This is a genomic window from Eubacterium ventriosum (genome assembly GCF_025150745.1).
GTDB classification, from domain to species: Bacteria; Bacillota; Clostridia; order Lachnospirales; family Lachnospiraceae; genus Eubacterium_G; species Eubacterium_G ventriosum.
This window is the reverse complement of record NZ_CP102282.1, coordinates 2,167,312-2,184,756: the sequence shown is the minus strand read 5'-3', so window position 1 is coordinate 2,184,756 and position 17,445 is coordinate 2,167,312. Positions and strand designations below refer to the sequence as shown.

The 17,445-nt window shown below is 34.5% G+C and carries 11 protein-coding genes; all 11 read left to right on the top strand.

Going from position 1 to position 17,445, the window contains the following annotated elements:
• Positions 1–12 precede the first annotated feature (12 nt).
• The 11 genes from NQ558_RS09820 to trxB all read left to right on the top strand — a co-directional run bounded on the left by NQ558_RS09820 (position 13) and on the right by trxB (position 17,406).
• A complete protein-coding gene (locus NQ558_RS09820) occupies positions 13–1,023 on the top strand; it encodes a S66 family peptidase (RefSeq protein WP_005360831.1) in 1,011 nt (336 codons plus the stop codon).
• Positions 1,016–1,744 carry an ABC transporter ATP-binding protein gene (locus NQ558_RS09815; protein ID WP_005360833.1) on the top strand — a complete coding sequence of 243 codons (729 nt, stop codon included), beginning with the start codon at positions 1,016–1,018 and terminating at the stop codon, positions 1,742–1,744. The genes NQ558_RS09820 and NQ558_RS09815 overlap by 8 nt, the downstream gene beginning before the upstream one ends.
• Before the next feature lie 25 nt (positions 1,745–1,769).
• Positions 1,770–2,687 (top strand): SufB/SufD family protein, encoded by a 918-nt coding sequence (locus tag NQ558_RS09810; protein WP_005360842.1) that lies wholly within the window; start codon positions 1,770–1,772, stop codon positions 2,685–2,687.
• Positions 2,688–2,701: 14 nt separating this feature from the next.
• Positions 2,702–3,691: an aldo/keto reductase gene (locus NQ558_RS09805; protein WP_005360843.1), complete on the top strand. Its 990-nt coding sequence runs from the start codon at positions 2,702–2,704 to the stop codon at positions 3,689–3,691.
• Between the two features lie 146 nt (positions 3,692–3,837).
• Positions 3,838–5,640, top strand: coding sequence for a S8 family peptidase (locus tag NQ558_RS13160; protein WP_040446402.1), 1,803 nt, complete (start codon positions 3,838–3,840; stop codon positions 5,638–5,640).
• A gap of 120 nt (positions 5,641–5,760) precedes the next feature.
• Entirely contained in the window at positions 5,761–6,711 is a 951-nt protein-coding gene (locus NQ558_RS09790; RefSeq protein WP_005360845.1) for an AAA family ATPase, read from the top strand.
• A 114-nt stretch (positions 6,712–6,825) separates the two neighbouring features.
• Positions 6,826–8,568, top strand: a complete 1,743-nt coding sequence (locus tag NQ558_RS09785) for a vWA domain-containing protein (protein WP_259907494.1) — start codon at positions 6,826–6,828, stop codon at positions 8,566–8,568.
• A 132-nt stretch (positions 8,569–8,700) separates the two neighbouring features.
• Positions 8,701–12,660, top strand: a complete 3,960-nt coding sequence (locus NQ558_RS09780) for an efflux RND transporter permease subunit (protein ID WP_005360849.1) — start codon at positions 8,701–8,703, stop codon at positions 12,658–12,660.
• A 301-nt stretch (positions 12,661–12,961) separates the two neighbouring features.
• Positions 12,962–15,625, top strand: coding sequence for a cation-translocating P-type ATPase (locus tag NQ558_RS09775; RefSeq protein ID WP_040446405.1), 2,664 nt, complete (start codon positions 12,962–12,964; stop codon positions 15,623–15,625).
• A gap of 503 nt (positions 15,626–16,128) precedes the next feature.
• Positions 16,129–16,437 (top strand): thioredoxin, encoded by a 309-nt coding sequence (gene trxA, locus NQ558_RS09770; RefSeq protein ID WP_005360864.1) that lies wholly within the window; start codon positions 16,129–16,131, stop codon positions 16,435–16,437.
• A 33-nt stretch (positions 16,438–16,470) separates the two neighbouring features.
• A complete protein-coding gene (gene trxB / locus NQ558_RS09765) occupies positions 16,471–17,406 on the top strand; it encodes a thioredoxin-disulfide reductase (protein ID WP_005360867.1) in 936 nt (311 codons plus the stop codon).
• The last annotated feature ends 39 nt before the right edge of the window (positions 17,407–17,445 follow it).

Genomic DNA, 17,445 nt, shown 5'->3' with positions numbered 1-17,445 from the left:
GGAGAGTACAATATGATTTTTCCTAAATACATTAAAAAAGGTGATACCATTGGAGTTACTGCAACTTCAAGCGGTATTGTAAATGAATTAAAACAAAAAAGAATAAAGAATGCAATTAAGAATTTTGAAAACAGAGGATACAATGTTAAGGTTACTGACAATGTATATACGTCTGACTGGAGAGGTTGTAGCTCGACAGGAAAAGAAAGAGGAGAGCAGTTTAATGAACTTGTAAAAAATAAAGATGTTTCCTGTATATTTTCAGTAGCAGGTGGGGATTATTTAATGGAGATGCTTGAATATGTGGATTTTGAAAGTATTAAGAATAATCCTAAATGGTTTCAGGGATTTTCAGATAACACAACATTGATTTATCCAATTGTTACAAAATGTGACGTGGCAGCAGTTTATGGTTGTCATATAAGTGATTTTGGAATGAAACCATGGCAGAAACCTGTTGAAAATGCGTTAGGTGTTCTGGAAGGAACTGTAAAGAAACAGGAATCTTTTGATTTTTATGAATCAGACAGACACGAATATGTAACAGGTTTTGAAGGATATTGTAATGATGAGAAAGTCAACTGGGTTAATGGCAGAGGTGAGGAAAAAATTGAAATTTCAGGAAGACTTGTTGGAGGCTGTCTTGATGTATTGGCTTTCTTAATTGGAACAAAATATGACGGAACAGAACAGTTTATTGAAAAGTATAAAGATGACGGAATTGTATGGGTTCTTGAAAGTTTTAACATGGAAGACGTGGTTCTTATAACTCATTTATGGCAAATGAAGGAAAAAGGTTACTTTAAAAATGCAACAGGGTTTGTTTTTGGTCGCCCATTAATGTATAATACATGGATAGAGCAACCATATAAGGATGCAGTTATGTCTGTACTTGGGGATTTAAACGTGCCTATTATTTTTGATAGTGATATAGGACACAAAGGACCTCAGTTTTCTGTTATAATGGGAGCTAAGGCTAAAGTTACAAGCAAAAATGGAAAAGGAGTTTTAGAATATGCTTGAGTTAAAAGATGTTAGATTTAGCGTGACTGATGAAAAGGGACAGCTAAAGAATATAATTAATGGCATAAATCTTAAAATAGATGAAGGAAAATTTGTTGCAATAACAGGACCAAACGGTTCAGGTAAGTCCACACTTGCAAAATTAATTGTGGGTATTATAAAGCCAACATCAGGTCAGATATTATATAATGGGCAGGACATTACGGAAATGTCAATTACAGACAGAGCAAAGCTTGGAATAAGTTTTGCATTTCAGCAGCCTGTACGTTTTAAGGGAATTAAAGTGTTAGACCTTTTAAGAATTGCAGCAGGAAAGCAGCTTACTATTAGTGAAGCCTGTGAATATTTGTCAGAGGTTGGACTTTGTGCAAGAGATTACATTAACAGAGAAGTGGATGCAAGTCTTTCAGGTGGAGAACTAAAACGAATTGAAATAGCAACTATTATTGCAAGGGGAACAGAGCTTTCTGTATTTGATGAACCGGAAGCGGGAATTGACCTTTGGAGTTTTAATAGTTTGATTAAAGTGTTTGAAAAGATGCAGCTTGAAAATAATAATTCTATTCTTATTATTTCACATCAGGAAAGAATATTAAACATAGCAGATGACATTGTTTTGTTGGCAGATGGGTTGATTAAGGCTCACGGTAACAAGGAAGAGATTCTTCCAATGGTACTTGGTACTAATAGCGATGGCATATGTAAGAAATTAAAAGCATAGATGGAATTGTGTAAGGAGAATTGTTATGGATAAAATACAGATGGAATTATTTGAGCAACTTACAGGATTACATGAGATTCCTGCCGGTGCTTATAATATCAGGGCAAATAGCAAAAAGGATAGCAGAAATACAACTGCAAATATAGATATTGTAACTAAAGAAGACAAAGACGGCATTGATATTTATGTTAAGCCGGGAACAAAAAATGAAAGTGTGCACATCCCTGTTGTAATCAGCAAGACAGGTTTGGAGGAATGTGTATATAATGATTTCCATATTGGTGAAGGTGCAGATGTACTTATAGTAGCAGGATGCGGAATTCACAATAGTGGGGACAAGCTTTCTAGACACGATGGAATTCATACATTTTACATTGGTAAGAATGCCAGAGTAAAATATGTTGAAAAGCATTATGGCAAAGGCGATGGGAATGGTGAAAATGTTATGAACCCTACAACTATTGTAAATATAGAAGAGGGTGGATATATGGAAATGGAAACTGTTCAGATTAAGGGAATAGATTCCACTAACCGAGTTACAAAGGGAAAACTTGACAAGGATGCCAAGATTGTAATTACTGAGAGAATTATGACTCACGGAAACCAGACAGCAACAACACGTTTTGAAGTTGACATGGATGGTGACGGTTCAAGTGCCAATGTTATTTCCCGTTCTGTGGCAAGGGATAATTCAAAACAGATTTTTTATTCTGTAATTAACGGTAATGCAAGATGTAATGGTCATTCAGAGTGCGATGCCATTATTATGGATAATGCAAAGATTAGTGCCATACCGGAAATTACAGCTAATGATTTAGATGCTTCACTTATTCATGAGGCAGCTATAGGAAAAATTGCAGGGGAACAGCTTATTAAGTTACAAACTTTAGGTCTGACAGAAGCGGAAGCCGAAGAACAAATTGTTAACGGTTTCCTAAAATAAGGAGGATGTAATTTATGTATCAGGCAGCACAAACGCGTTATAAGGACATGAAGTATAACAGAGTAGGAACAAGCGGATTAAAACTTCCGGCAGTGTCGTTAGGATTTTGGCACAATTTTGGAAGTACTGCACCTTATGAGAATATGAAGAATTTATGCTTCACAGCTTTTGATAATGGGATTACACATTTTGATTTGGCAAACAATTATGGTCCTGAATCAGGTGCGGCAGAAAAGAACTTAGGACGTATTTTGAAAGAAGAAATGAGTGCCTATCGTGATGAACTAATCATCACAACAAAAGCAGGATATGGAATGTGGGACGGACCTTATGGGGACGGTGGAAGCAGAAAGTATCTTCTTGCAAGTTTAGATCAGAGTCTTGAAAGAATGGGACTTGATTACGTTGATATTTTTTATCATCACAGAATGGATCCTGAAACACCATTGGAAGAAACAATGGGGGCATTGGCTCAGGCAGTAAAAAGCGGAAAGGCTTTATATGTAGGATTATCTAATTATGATGGTGAAACAATGGCTAAGGCATCAGCTATTTTAGATGATTTGAAAGTACCATTTATTATTAATCAGAATAGCTATTCAATTTTAAACAGAACAATTGAATATAATGGATTAAAGGATAAGTCAGCAGAACTTGGCAAGGGAATTGCAGCTTTTTCACCATTGGATCAGGGAGTTTTAACAGACCGCTATCTTAATGGTATTCCAAAGGACAGCCGAGTAAATACTGATGGACGTTTCCTTCAGGCAGCATCATTAACAGAAGAGAGAATGAATAAGGTAAGAGCACTTAATGAAATCGCAAAAGAGAGAAACCAGACACTGGCAGAAATGGCTTTAAGTTGGATTCTTAAAGACGGTATTGTTACAACTGTACTTGCAGGTGCTTCAAAAACATCACAGATTCTTGACAACATTAAGGCTGTGGAAAATACAGATTTCTCAGATGAAGAAATAAAGAAGATTAATGATATAGCACTTTAATTTCAAAGAATAATATTTAAAGACCTTAAATATATTTCAGTGATAGAGATTATTTAATTAAATTTAATAAGTATTGCAAAAAGCAATTAGAGTTAGATTAAGTTTAGTTAAAGATTTCGGAAAGAAATATGTTTGAGGTCTTTTTTATGAATGAAAAAATAGATAATACATTAAATATTGCATTGAATCTGCCGGAAGAAGATTTGGAAAAGTCTCAGGAATTATCTGTGGGAATAGAAAATGATATTTGGGAGTTAATTATAAGATATCAGGGGGATTTGGATGAACTGAGGAGATTGCCTAATGTTAACGTAAGAGAATTATCTAATGGATATGCAGTTATAACAACACCTAAAAACTTAATTGATGCAATTAGCAATTTAGAGCAAATTATTTTTATTGAAAAACCTAAGAGATTAGAATATAGCGTACTAAATGGAAAGAGAGAGTCTTGTATTAATCAGGTGCAACAGGACAATTTTTTAAATAATGGAATGGGTTTGTTTGGAGAAGGCGTTATTGTTGGCATTGCTGACAGTGGAATCGATTACACCAATTCGGTTTTTAGAAATCAGGACGGAAGTACGAGAATTTTAAGATTGTGGGATCAGGTAACGGATACGGTTTATAGTGAATCGGATATTAATCAGGCTTTGATGCTTGAAAACTCTTATACGAAAGTTAATTCAAGGGATTTAACAGGACATGGAACTCATGTTGCCGGAATTGCTGCTGGAAATTTTGCAGACAATAAAAATAATAATCTTGGAATTGCAACAAAAAGCAAATTGGTAATTGTAAAAATGGCAACAGCAACAGAAAATTCTTTTCCAAGAACAACGCGACTAATGGAGGCAATAGATTTTATTGTAAAAACAGCAAACGAATATAAAATGCCATTATCACTTAACATTAGTTTTGGCAACACATATGGCTCTCATGATGGAACAACATTAGTATCCTCATATATTAATTCGGTTATAGACGGAAACCGAATTTCAGTACAGATTGGAACGGGAAATGAGGGAGACGGCATTGGACATACATCAGGTTATGCTTTTTCTAATGAGGATGTGGAACTACAGGTTTCGGCATATCAGAAATCCATAAGTATACAGTTGTGGAAAGATTATGTGGATACATTTGCAATTCAGATTGAGGCACCTACAGGAGAGAGAACATCGGTGATAAGGGAGAACAATAGAGAAAGTAATAGGCTAAATAATGGAATAAGTGATGAAACAAGTAATGAAACAAGTAATGAAATAGGAAGAAGTATATCAGATAATGTAGAAAATAGAAGGGGCAATTCAATTAGCAGTTACACATTAGGAAATACTAATGTTTTCATATTGTACGGCTCACCGAAACCATATACCAGGTATCAGGAAATTTATATGGATTTAATACCTGTCAATCAATACATAGATTCAGGAATATGGATTATAAGAATTATTCCTGAAGTAAGTGTTGTGGGAAGGTATGATATGTGGTTGCCGGGAAATCAGTCGATTAATACTTTTACGGGATTTTTAAAACCTGATCCGGAAATTACTTTGACAATACCATCGGCAACTGACAAGGCAATTAGTGTAGGAGCCTATGATACAAGTACAGACAAGGTGGCAACTTTCTCAGGAAGAGGTTTTACAAGAGAGAACAACCAGATAAAACCTGACATAGTTGCACCGGGGGTAAACATAAGGTCGGCGGCTACAGGTGGTGGAACAACAGTTTTAAGCGGAACATCAATGGCAACACCTTTTGTAACAGGCAGTGCTGCTTTAATGATGGAATGGGGAATAGTAAGAGGCAATGATCCCTATCTTTATGGAGAAAAAATAAAAGCGTATCTGATACGTGGTGCAAAGCATCTGCCGGGATATGAGCAGTGGCCTAATAAACAGGCAGGGTGGGGAGCGCTGTGTTTAAGGGATAGTTTGGTGTGAAAAAATATATTTAACGACTGACGTGAGATTTTTTCTCACAACATATTGAGTAAAAGAGAAAAAGGTGTTATATAATATAAAACCAAAGAAATGTAGTGAACAAATTAAAATTGCAAAAAAATGAAGCTTATTTACACTAAGAAAGAAGTGAACAAAATGAACAATTATTTACAGAAACTTAACATTAACGAAAACCTAAAAAAAGAAATAAATTTATACAGGGAGAATTATCCTGTTAGTCAGGAGTTGTTATACAGAATCCCTAAGCCAGATAATCTTTATTACGGAGATGAAATTTGGAATCAGGCGGTTACGGCATTACTTTGCGGGGAGAATATTTTGCTTGTGGGGCATAAGGCTACAGGAAAAAATATTTTTGCGGAAAATCTGGCAGCAGCTTTTGGAAGACCTAAGTGGGATATTTCTTTTCACGTAAATATGGATGCAGCATCTTTAATAGGTATGGATACTTTTAGAAATGGAGAGGTAACTTTCAGACCGGGACCTGTTTACAGTGCAGCTAAGTCAGGCGGTTTTGCCATTCTTGATGAAATAAATATGGCGAAAAGTGAAGCAATGGCGGTACTACATGCAACTCTTGATTTTAGAAGAACTATTGATGTTCCAGGATATGACAGAATAGATTTGCATCCGGCAACAAGGTTTATTGCAACTATGAACTATGGATATTCAGGAACAAAAGAATTAAATGAAGCGTTGGTTTCAAGATTTGCAGTTATAAAAATGCCAATGATTTCTAAAGATAATCTTATAAAACTTATACAGGACAAATTTGAAACGATAAGTGAGCAGGCGGCAGAAGAATTTGCCAATGTTTTTCTTGATTTACAGAAGAAGTGTGAAAATTCAGAGATATCATCTAAGGCATTGGATATTAGAGGATTGCTTGATTCCATAGCATTAATGGAAAAAGGACTTGAAGTTCATACAGCACTTAATATGGGAATAACTAATAAGTCTTTTGATATGTACGAACAGACACTTATAAAGGACACTATAGGGGCAAGAATTTCAAAGAAGATTAAAACAGAGGATTTGTTTAAAAAGTAAATTATAAAAAAGATTTATTAAAAGAATAATTAACTGAAATCTATTTAAAAGCAGATTTATTAAAAAAATAAGTTTATTAAAGAAAGTTTACTTAGAGAGAAGATTTGAACAAAAATGGAAGCAGATGTAAGAGAAATAAAACGTGCAAAAAACTTCATATGGGCATCGGCAGAAGATTACGAACTTAATCCGTTATATTTGGCTTTTTCACCTGATGGCAAGGCGGATACATATTTAAATATCATAATTGGGTTAAGCTATAAATGGTACGATGGCGCTCAATTAGAAGAATTTTTCAATATGCTTGGTGGAAAGGACAAGGAGCTTTTTGAGGGTTTGTTTTGGATTGGACTTGAAAAGGTACTGTTTAATAAAGAAAAAGACTATCGTATGGCATTAACAGATTTGCGTGTTGAATATGCAAAGGAAACTGTTAGGCGATTTAAGAAATATACTGATAATTCACTAATTGAAAAAATAAGATACGGTTATTGCAGACAGATTTTAGGAAAAGAATCCAATTTGTCGGCTGAAGAGGAAGAGTTGTTAAGTGAATTTGATTTTTCAAACGATATGACAACAGAGCAGATAATAGGTAAAACTAAAAAGATATTGTCTGAGAAATTCTCTTATAAACCGTCACTAAAGAAAAATAAGGAAGGAGTATATTTTCTTCAAAAAGTGTTGTCACCATTTCGGTCAGTTGGAAAAGTAAGTGCCACATATGTAAGAACAAAGAAGTACGATGATCCAACCGGCTTTAACGAAGGAAAAACAGGAGTTCTGAAAAAAGGGAAAAACTATCTTTTACAGTTTTCATTAAATGGAAATCCTAAATATGCCTTGGAATATGTTCAGTCAACTTTTGGTAAAAATATGTATAATGATTTTGAAAATCAAAGAATTGAAAAAAAATTATGTACAGGAAAGCACAAAGAAAGCCATCTCTTGTTTACAAAGGGCGAAAAATATAATTTAAAAGAACAAAGCAGAGAATTGCCTAAAAAAGAAATAAAAGAAATTTTGGAATTTAGAAGAGAATGCAAGAATCAGTACGAAAAGAACAAAGAATATTTTGAAAAAAACAGACCTGTATATAAGAATAGCATTAACAGACTTTCAGAACAGTTAAGGATAACTTTAGACAGCGAAAGAGAGATTTTTCCTTCAATGTCTAATCACGGAAAGATTAACGGTGGCAAAATTTGGCAGGCATTGTATGTTGATAATCCAAGAGTTTTTGAGAAAAAAGAGCAAGAGGATAAGTCAGGTTTTTCCGTTGATATAATGATTGACGGTTCATCATCAAGAAAGAATAGTCAGGAATTTATTGCCGCACAGGTTTATGTTCTTGCAAAAAGTCTTGAAAGATGCAATATACCTTGTCAGATATATTCTTATTGTAGTATTAGAGGCTATACTGTGCTAAGGATTTTCAAAGATTATAGTGAACAGAAAGCAGGCAAGGAAATATTTAAGTATGTTGCCGCAGGAAATAACAGAGATGGTTTGGCTTTAAAGGGAGCAGGTCATTTAATGGAACATTCACCTAAGGAAAAAAGAATACTTGTAGTTCTTACGGATGCAAGCCCCCAGGATGACCAAAGTGCAACGGAAGGTGCTTTTTACAAGAACAATGAATACACAGATGAATTGGCAATAAAGGACACGGAAAAGGAAATTCATAATCTAAAAAGTAATAACATTCAGGTTATAGGAATTTTTATGGGAAGTGAGAGGGGGACAATTGCAGCCAAAGAAATTTTTGGAAAAGATTTTGTGAAAATTGAGACCATTCATCAGTTTTCAGATGCAGTTGGAAGAATATTGCAGGAAAAAATAAGAAATATAAATTAGATTATAAATTAGATTATTAATTAGGTTGTTCATTAAATATTTACAATTAGAATAAATTATCATAATATGTAATCACTAAAATAATTAAGTCGGTAGTGTGTTGCAAGTTAAAAACAGAAGAGGATAAGATAAATGAGTAAGTTTTGTGTTAAAAAGCCATTTTTCGTATTAGTGGCTGTAATCGTAGTTTTAATAATAGGTGGAGTCAGCTTAAGCAAAATGCAGACAGACCTTTTGCCGGATATGGAAGTACCCTATTTGATTGTTGTTACAACAGAACCCGGTGCGTCACCTGAAAAAGTAGAAACAGATGTAACTAAGCCAATGGAAAATGCTCTTGGCGTAATTAGTGGCGTAAAGAATGTAACAAGTACATCATCAGAGAATTATGGTATTGTAATGCTTGAATTTGCAGACGATACAGATATGGATTCAGCTCTTGTAAAAGTATCAAATGCACTTGACAGTGTAGATTTTCCTGACGGATGTGGAAAACCTAACACCATGGAATTAAGTATGGATATGATGGCAACAATGTATGCCAGCATAAATTACGACGGAAAGAACATTAAAGGCCTTACTACATTTTCAAAAGAGGTTGTAGAACCATATATTGAAAGACAGGACGGAGTTGCCAGTGTTTCAGTAGTTGGTGGAGTTGAGGATACAGTTGAAGTAAGACTTAATCAGAATAAAATAGACAAGATTAATAACAAGATTCTTGAAAAGACTAACAGCAAATTAGCAGATGCAGACAAGAAGATTAGTTCTGCCAAGTCTAAATTAAATAAGGCAGAAAGTGAACTTGCTGACCAGAAGAAAGCTTTAAAAGATAAGCAGTCAAGCACTAACAAACAGCTTGCTGAGGCCGATTCTAAGTTAACAGATGCAAAGGCAACAAAGATTGCATATGAATCATCTCTTAACAGTATGAAAGCAAGTCAGAGTGCCTTAGAAGCCGAAAAGAAAATATATGAAGATAACAAAATAGAAAAGAATTATAAAGAGATTAACAACACACTTGCCAATCTTAACAAGCAGTATGGAAGTGTAGCAAAGACTATGAATGTTACAATTCCAAAAAGCGTTAAGGATGCAATTGATAATCCTGATGAATTGGAAGGCTTTAAGAAATGGCTTACAAATATGGGACAGAAAGATAAAGCTGAACTTATTACATTGGATAACTTAAAACAGATTTACAACATTGTTGAAGTTAGAATACCTCAGATTGATACAGAACTTGCCAATCTTAAAACTAAAATTTTAGCAGCAGAAAAGATGGTAGAGACTATCAATAGTAAGATGAAGGACATTGACAAGAATTATGTTAGTGTTCAGGAAGGAAGTCTTGAAGCTGCAGCAGGATTTGGCTCAGGTGATGCCCAGATGGAAGCAGGACAGTCAAAGATTAATTCTGCAAAAGAAGAACTTGAAAAATCAGAACAGGATTTAGAAAATTCAAGAAAGGCAGCAATTGAAAATTCAAATATTGATTCACTTTTAACACTTGATACATTATCACAGTTAATTACTGCACAGAATTTCTCAATGCCTGCAGGTTATATTGATGATAAGAAAGACAATCAGTGGCTTGTAAAAGTAGGTGAAAATTATACCAATGCAAAACAGCTTAAAAAGATGGTTCTTACAAGGGTAAAAGGCATTGGAAAAATCAAATTAAGTGATGTTGCAGACATTGTTACAATTGATAATGAAGGCGAGTCATATGCTAAGTTAAATGGTGAGGACGCTTTATTGTTATCAGCATTTAAGGCAAGTACAGCAAGCACAAGTACTGTTTCAACTAATTTGAAAAGCTCATTTAAAGAGTTAGAAAAAAAGTATGATGGACTTACAATTACTCCATTAATGGATCAGGGTGAATACATAGACATTATAGTTAAGAGTATTTTATCAAGTATTCTTTTGGGTGCAATTCTTGCAATTATAGTTCTTGCATTATTCTTAAAAGATGTTAAGCCTACATTGGTAGTTGCTTTCAGTATTCCTTTTAGTGTACTTTTTGCAATTATCATAATGTATTTTACAAATATAACATTAAATGTAATGTCATTGGCAGGACTTTGTCTTGGCATAGGTATGTTGGTAGATAACTCCATTGTTGTTATAGAGAACGTTTATAGACTTAGAAACAGGGGAATTTCAGCACCTAGAGCAGCAGTTCAGGGAGCAAAACAGGTTGCAGGAGCAATTATTGCATCAACGCTTACAACAATCTGTGTATTCCTTCCAATGGTTTATACATCAGGAACAGTTAGCCAGTTAATGATACCTTTTGCATTTACTATTTCATATGCACTTATTGCATCATTAATAGTAGCACTTACAGTTGTACCGACAATTTCTTCAGTAGTACTTAGAAAGACTAAGAAACAGAACCATAGATTCTTTGACAAGGTTAAAGAGAAGTATGAAGTGGCATTGGAATTTTGCTTAAATCACAAGATAGTGCCCATTGGAATTTCAATTGTATTGTTGGCAATCTGTGTTGCAAAAGTGTTTAGTACAGGACTTGTATTAATGGATGATATGGAAAGTAATCAGATTTCCGCAACATTAACTTTTGACAAGACAATTGATAAAGATACAGCTTATGATACTGCAAGTCAGGTTATGGAAAAAATCCAAAAAGTAGACGGAGTATCAAAAGTAGGTGCAATGGATGGAAACACAGGGGCGGCAGTAATGTCCATGGGAAGTTCATCTAATAACTATACAAACTTCACATTCAGTGTTTTAACAGATGATAGTATTAAAACAACTAAGCAGTTTAGAAAGATTATAAAAGAGATTGAAACTAATACTAAAGACATAAAGTGCAAGGAATTTAAGGTAAGTTCTTCTGCAATGGGGGATATGTCAAGTATGCTATCAGGTGGTCTTGCAGTAAATATTTATGGAAAAGACCAGGACAAATTAATTTCCATTAGTGAAGACGTAATGGATATGGTCAAGAGCATTAAGGGAGCAAAAGAAGTTACTAACGGTATTGACGAGAAGGATAAGCAGATACATCTTCAGATTGACAAGAACAAGGCAGCAGCCAAGGGACTTACAGTTGCACAGATATATCAGCAACTTGTAGCACGTACAACAACTGACAAAGATTCCATAACACTTAATGTAGGCGATGATGATGTGGCAGTAAAAGTAGTTGATGAAACAGATAAGCTTACTTACGAAAATCTTATGAAGTCAAAGATTACAGCAACAACTTATGATGATACCGGAAAAGAAGTAAAGAAGAATTACGAGTTATCTGATTTTGCAACTATGAATATTGAAGACAGTGTAAATACAATCAAGAGAAAAAATCTCACACAGTATTTATCAGTAACTGCAGAAGTTGAGGATGGATATAATGCAACATTAATGTCCAGAGAACTTGAAAAGAAAATAAATGAATACAATGTACCTGACGGTTACACAATTGAAATCGGAGGTGAATCAGATCAGGTTATGGATATGATTTGGCAGATGCTACAGGCTATACTTTTAGGAGCTATTTTAGTTTACCTTATTATGGTTGCACAGTTCCAAAGCTTATTGTCACCGTTTATTATATTCTTTACAATTCCTTTGGCATTTACAGGAGGAATGATAGGATTAATAATCTTTGGCCAGACTATTTCAGCCATGGCATTAATGGGATTTATGATCCTTATGGGAACTGTAGTAAACAACGGTATTGTATTCGTTGACTACACTAATAAGCTTCGTATTCAGGGACTTGATAAGAGAACAGCACTTATTGTAACAGGAAAAACAAGAATGCGTCCAATTCTTATGACAGCATTAACAACAATTCTTTCAATGAGTGTTATGGTATTTTCACAGGATGCGGGAAATGCAATGCAGAAGAGTATGGCAATAGTTGTAGCCTTCGGTCTTCTATATGCAACACTTATGACATTGTTCATAGTTCCTGTAATGTATGACATTCTCTACAGAAAACAACCAAAGGAAATTGATGTAGGAAGTGACTTAGATGAAATTCCTGATGAAACTTCAGAATACTTAGAGAGTAAAGAAAATGCTAAGGATTCAGAAATAGAAGATAATCAGTAAAAAATCAGAAATAAAGGGTTGAAATGTAGAATACAATATGTTAGCATAGTCACAAGATATTAGGGAGTAGTTCACAACTTAAGCAGTTGTTATACTTTTCGTCATCACGTTTAACAACCGGGAAGTATATTGAAATAGGAACGAGACTTTTATCGCATTATTTTGGTGCGAAAAAAGTCTCGTTCTTTTTTTGCTTATCAAAAAATTGAAAAGCATTTGAGATAATTATACGATATTAAAAATCGTGTAAAAATAGCACCAAAGAAAAAATAGGTTCAAAATGAAAAATGGAGGTGCCAAAATGATTGAAAGTTGGAAAGTTGATTCTAACGAACTTATGAAAAAAATGAACGTTACAGAGAAAGGATTAAGCGATGAGCAGGTTTTACAAATAAGAGAAAAGGTTGGAGAAAACTTATTAGAGGAAGCAAAGAAGAAAAGTGTGCTACAGGTATTTTTAAGCCAGTTCTGTGATTTACTTGTTATTATTCTTATTATTGCGGCAGTTATATCTGCATTTTCTGAAAACCCTGAAAGTACAATTGTAATAATTGCAGTGCTTATAATGAATAGCATTCTTGGAACAGTACAGCATATTAAAGCTGAGAAGTCTTTAGAAAGTCTTAAACAACTATCTTCTCCAAGTGCAAAGATAATGAGAAATGGTATTAAAATTCAAATACCTTCTAAGGAAGTTGTGCCGGGTGACATTTTAGTGTTGGAAGCAGGAGATTTAATAGTTGCAGATGGAAGAATAATCAATAATTATTCTTTGCAGGTTAATGAAAGCTCACTTACAGGGGAATCAACCAATGTGGAGAAAACAGACAAAGCATTAGAAGGTGATATTCCACTGGCAGACAGAGTTAACATGGTTTATTCAGGAAGTCTTGTAGTTTATGGCAGGGCGGAAGTTCTTGTTACGGAAACAGGAATGAATACAGAAATAGGAAAAATAGCCGGCTTAATGAATAAAGCTAAAGAAAGAAAAACACCGCTTCAAAAAAGCCTTGATCAGTTTAGCGGAAGACTGGCAATTGGAATTATGATTATTTCTGCGGTAGTTTTTGTTTTATGCTTAATTAGAAATGTTAGCCTTATAGATTCATTAATGTTTGCAGTGGCACTTGCAGTTGCAGCAATACCGGAGGCATTAGGCTCAATAGTAACAATAGTGCAGGCTATAGGAACAGGTAGGATGGCTTCTGAAAATGCCATAATAAAGGACCTGAAAGCAGTTGAAAGTCTGGGCTGTGTATCTGTTATTTGCTCGGATAAAACAGGTACATTAACACAGAACAAAATGACAGTTGAAAAGGTTTATGTGGACGGAGATATTATAAGTCCTAACCAGCTTGATTTGAAAAATCAATTACACAGAGACCTTGTATATAATGCAATATTAAGTAATGATTCATCAATAGTGGACGGAAAAGGTATAGGTGATCCTACAGAATATGCTTTACTTGAAATGTTCAGAAATATAAAAGTCGAAAATTTTAGAATTGGAAATGATGGATATAAGAAATTTGAAGATAGTACAGTTGAAAATAATGATTTTAACGAAAAAATGTTAAATGAAGAAGATGTAAGAAGAGCAATTCCAAGATTGCAGGAGATTCCTTTTGACTCAGATAGAAAATTAATGAGTGTAAAATGTAAATTACACGACAAGGAAACAGTTCTTACAAAAGGTGCTTTGGATGTTTTGCTTAATAGATGCATAAAAATAAGAAAAAACAATCAGGTTAGAGAAATTTCTCAAAGTGACATAGAAGAAATCTTAAAAGTTAATGAGAAATTTTCAAATCAGGGATTAAGAGTTCTTTCTTTTGCTTACAAAGAAACAGATGAGGATTTGACAATTGAAAATGAGAAAGATTTTATTTTCTTAGGCTTAATTGCTATGATTGATCCACCAAGAGAGGAGTCAGTTGAAGCTGTACAAAAGGCAAAAGAAGCAGGTATAAAAACCGTTATGATAACAGGCGACCACAAAATCACAGCCATAGCAATAGCAAAGAAAATAGGAATTTATAATGATGGGGATTTGGCAGTAACAGGTTTGGAACTTGATGAAATGTCAAATGAGGAATTATATGAAAAAATTAATAGAATATCAGTTTATGCCAGAGTCTCTCCTGAAAATAAAATACGAATAGTTGAAGCCTGGCAGAAACACGGCAATGTTGTTTCAATGACAGGAGACGGTGTAAACGATGCACCGGCACTAAAGAAAGCAGACATAGGTGTGGCAATGGGTATAACCGGAACGGAAGTTTCAAAAGACGCCTCATCAATGATATTAGCAGATGATAATTTTGCAACAATAATAAAAGCAGTGGCAAACGGAAGAAATGTATATAGAAACATAAAAAATGCCATAATGTTTTTATTATCAGGAAATATGGCAGGAATATTGTGTGTTTTATATGCATCAATTGTAGGACTGTCAATGCCATTTACAGCAATACACCTTTTGTTTATAAATCTTCTAACAGACTCACTTCCGGCAATAGCAATAGGAATGGAGCCTTCAGATGATTCGTTATTAAAAGAAAAACCACGTAATCCAAAAGAAGGAATCCTAACAAAATACTTTATAATAAAAATAATATTGCAGGGAGCATTGATAGGAATAGCAACAATGTCAGCATACTACATTGGATTGAAAACAAATACAGCCCTTGCTACCACAATGGCATTTGCAACACTAACTATAGCCAGACTATTCCACGGATTTAACTGCAGAGGAAAAGAAAGCATAAGAAAATTAAAACTGAAAACAAATCCATATCAAATAATGGCATTTGTGGCAGGAATAGCATTCATATCAATAGTATTGTTTGTACCACAATTACACGGGTTATTTGAAATAGCAGACTTTACGGCAGTAAACATATTGGAAATACTGGGGATTGCGTTTGTGCCGACACTGATAATCCAAATAGTGAAGGAAATTTAGGCTTTTGGCAGAGTTGTACTTCCAACCCCACGGCTGAAAATTCTAACGAAAGCACGCTCCCGCTGCCTTCAGCTCGTAGCGGTACTAAGGGCTATTGGCAGAGTTGAATTTCCCACCCCTCGGCTGAAAATTCTAACGAAAGCACGCTCCCGCTGCCTTCAGCTCGTAGCGGTACTAAGAAGCTATGGCAGCTTCGCTACCCTACCTTCTAAGGACCGACGGCTTCAGAGCACTTTCTATTAGAATTTTCAGCCGTGGGGTGAAATACAATAGTGCAAAAAAAGAGTTAAAATCCTATTGGTTAAGTAGAGAAAAAAGGGTATACTATTACTTGTACAAAAGGTATGTCTTTTCAGATCTTGCAGAAAAACTTTTGGACGCAAACAATAGGCGGATTCTCGAAATTTTGCAATAGACGACGGAGCAAAATGAGATGAATCAACGTGTTTGCAACAAAAGTTTTTCCGCAAGGAGAAAGGCATGATTTGAAAGGAGGTCATTTTATGGCAGTATTACATTTAACAAAAGAAAACTTTGAAAGCGAAGTTTTAAAATCTGATAAAAAAGTTTTGGTTGATTTTTGGGCAACTTGGTGTGGACCATGTCAGATGGTTTCTCCTATTATTGAAGAGTTAGGAGAGGAATTAACTGATGTTAAGGTTTGCAAGGTTGATGTAGACAAGGAACCTGAAATTTCTATTCAGTATAATATTATGTCTATTCCTACATTAATTGTTTTTGAAAATGGTGAGATAGCAAACAAGACTATTGGTGCCTGCACAAAGGATGAAATTTTAGATTTATTAAAATAATTTGATAACGATTTAGTAAGGAAGGATTTCATTATGCTTATGTACGATATTGTAATTATAGGAGCAGGTACAGCCGGAATGTCAGCAGCGATTTACGGTGTGCGTTCAGGCAAGAAGGTTTTGCTTTTAGAAGAGAAGAATTATGGTGGTCAGATTGTGAACACTCCTGAAGTTGAGAATTATCCGGGAATAATTAAGACATCAGGTTTTGAGTTTGCCACAAATCTTTTTAATCAGGCAAAAAGTCTTGGTGCCGAAATTAAGTATGAAAAAGCTGTGGAAATTAAAAATAATGGAGTTTTGAAAGAAGTTGTTACAAATAAAGAAACTTACGAAACAAAAGCTATAATTATTGCCACAGGTGCAAAAAACAGATCATTAAAACTTGATAAAGAAAAAGAACTTATTGGTTCAGGTGTTTCATATTGTGCAACTTGCGATGGTATGTTTTTTAGAGGTAGAGATGTTGCAGTAGTAGGTGGTGGAAATACAGCATTGGAAGATGCAATGTTTCTCTCAAACTATTGCAATAAGGTATATATTATTCACAGAAGGGACAAGCTTCGTGGTGAAGAAAAAATTGCAAAAGCAATATCTGAAAAAGATAATATTGAAATGGTTTGGAACAGCAATGTTGTAAAATTAATAGGCGACGATAAGGTTGAAGGAATCACTGTAAAAAATTCAGTTGATGGTTCAGAAAAAGATATTCAGGTTTCAGGTCTTTTTATTGCAGTAGGTCAGGAACCGGACAATTATGATTTTGAAGAAGTTGTGGAACTTGACGACAAAGGTTATGTTGTTGCAGGTGAGGATTGCAAAACAGAATCAAGAGGAATTTTTACGGCGGGTGATTGTAGAACAAAGAACGTCCGTCAGCTTACAACTGCAGCCAGCGATGGAGCAGTTGCAGCAATAGGTGCCTGTGAATACATTGATAGTGAATTAGACACTAAAAACACTAAATAATAATTAGTGAAAAAATGGAATTAGATTCATAAAAATAAC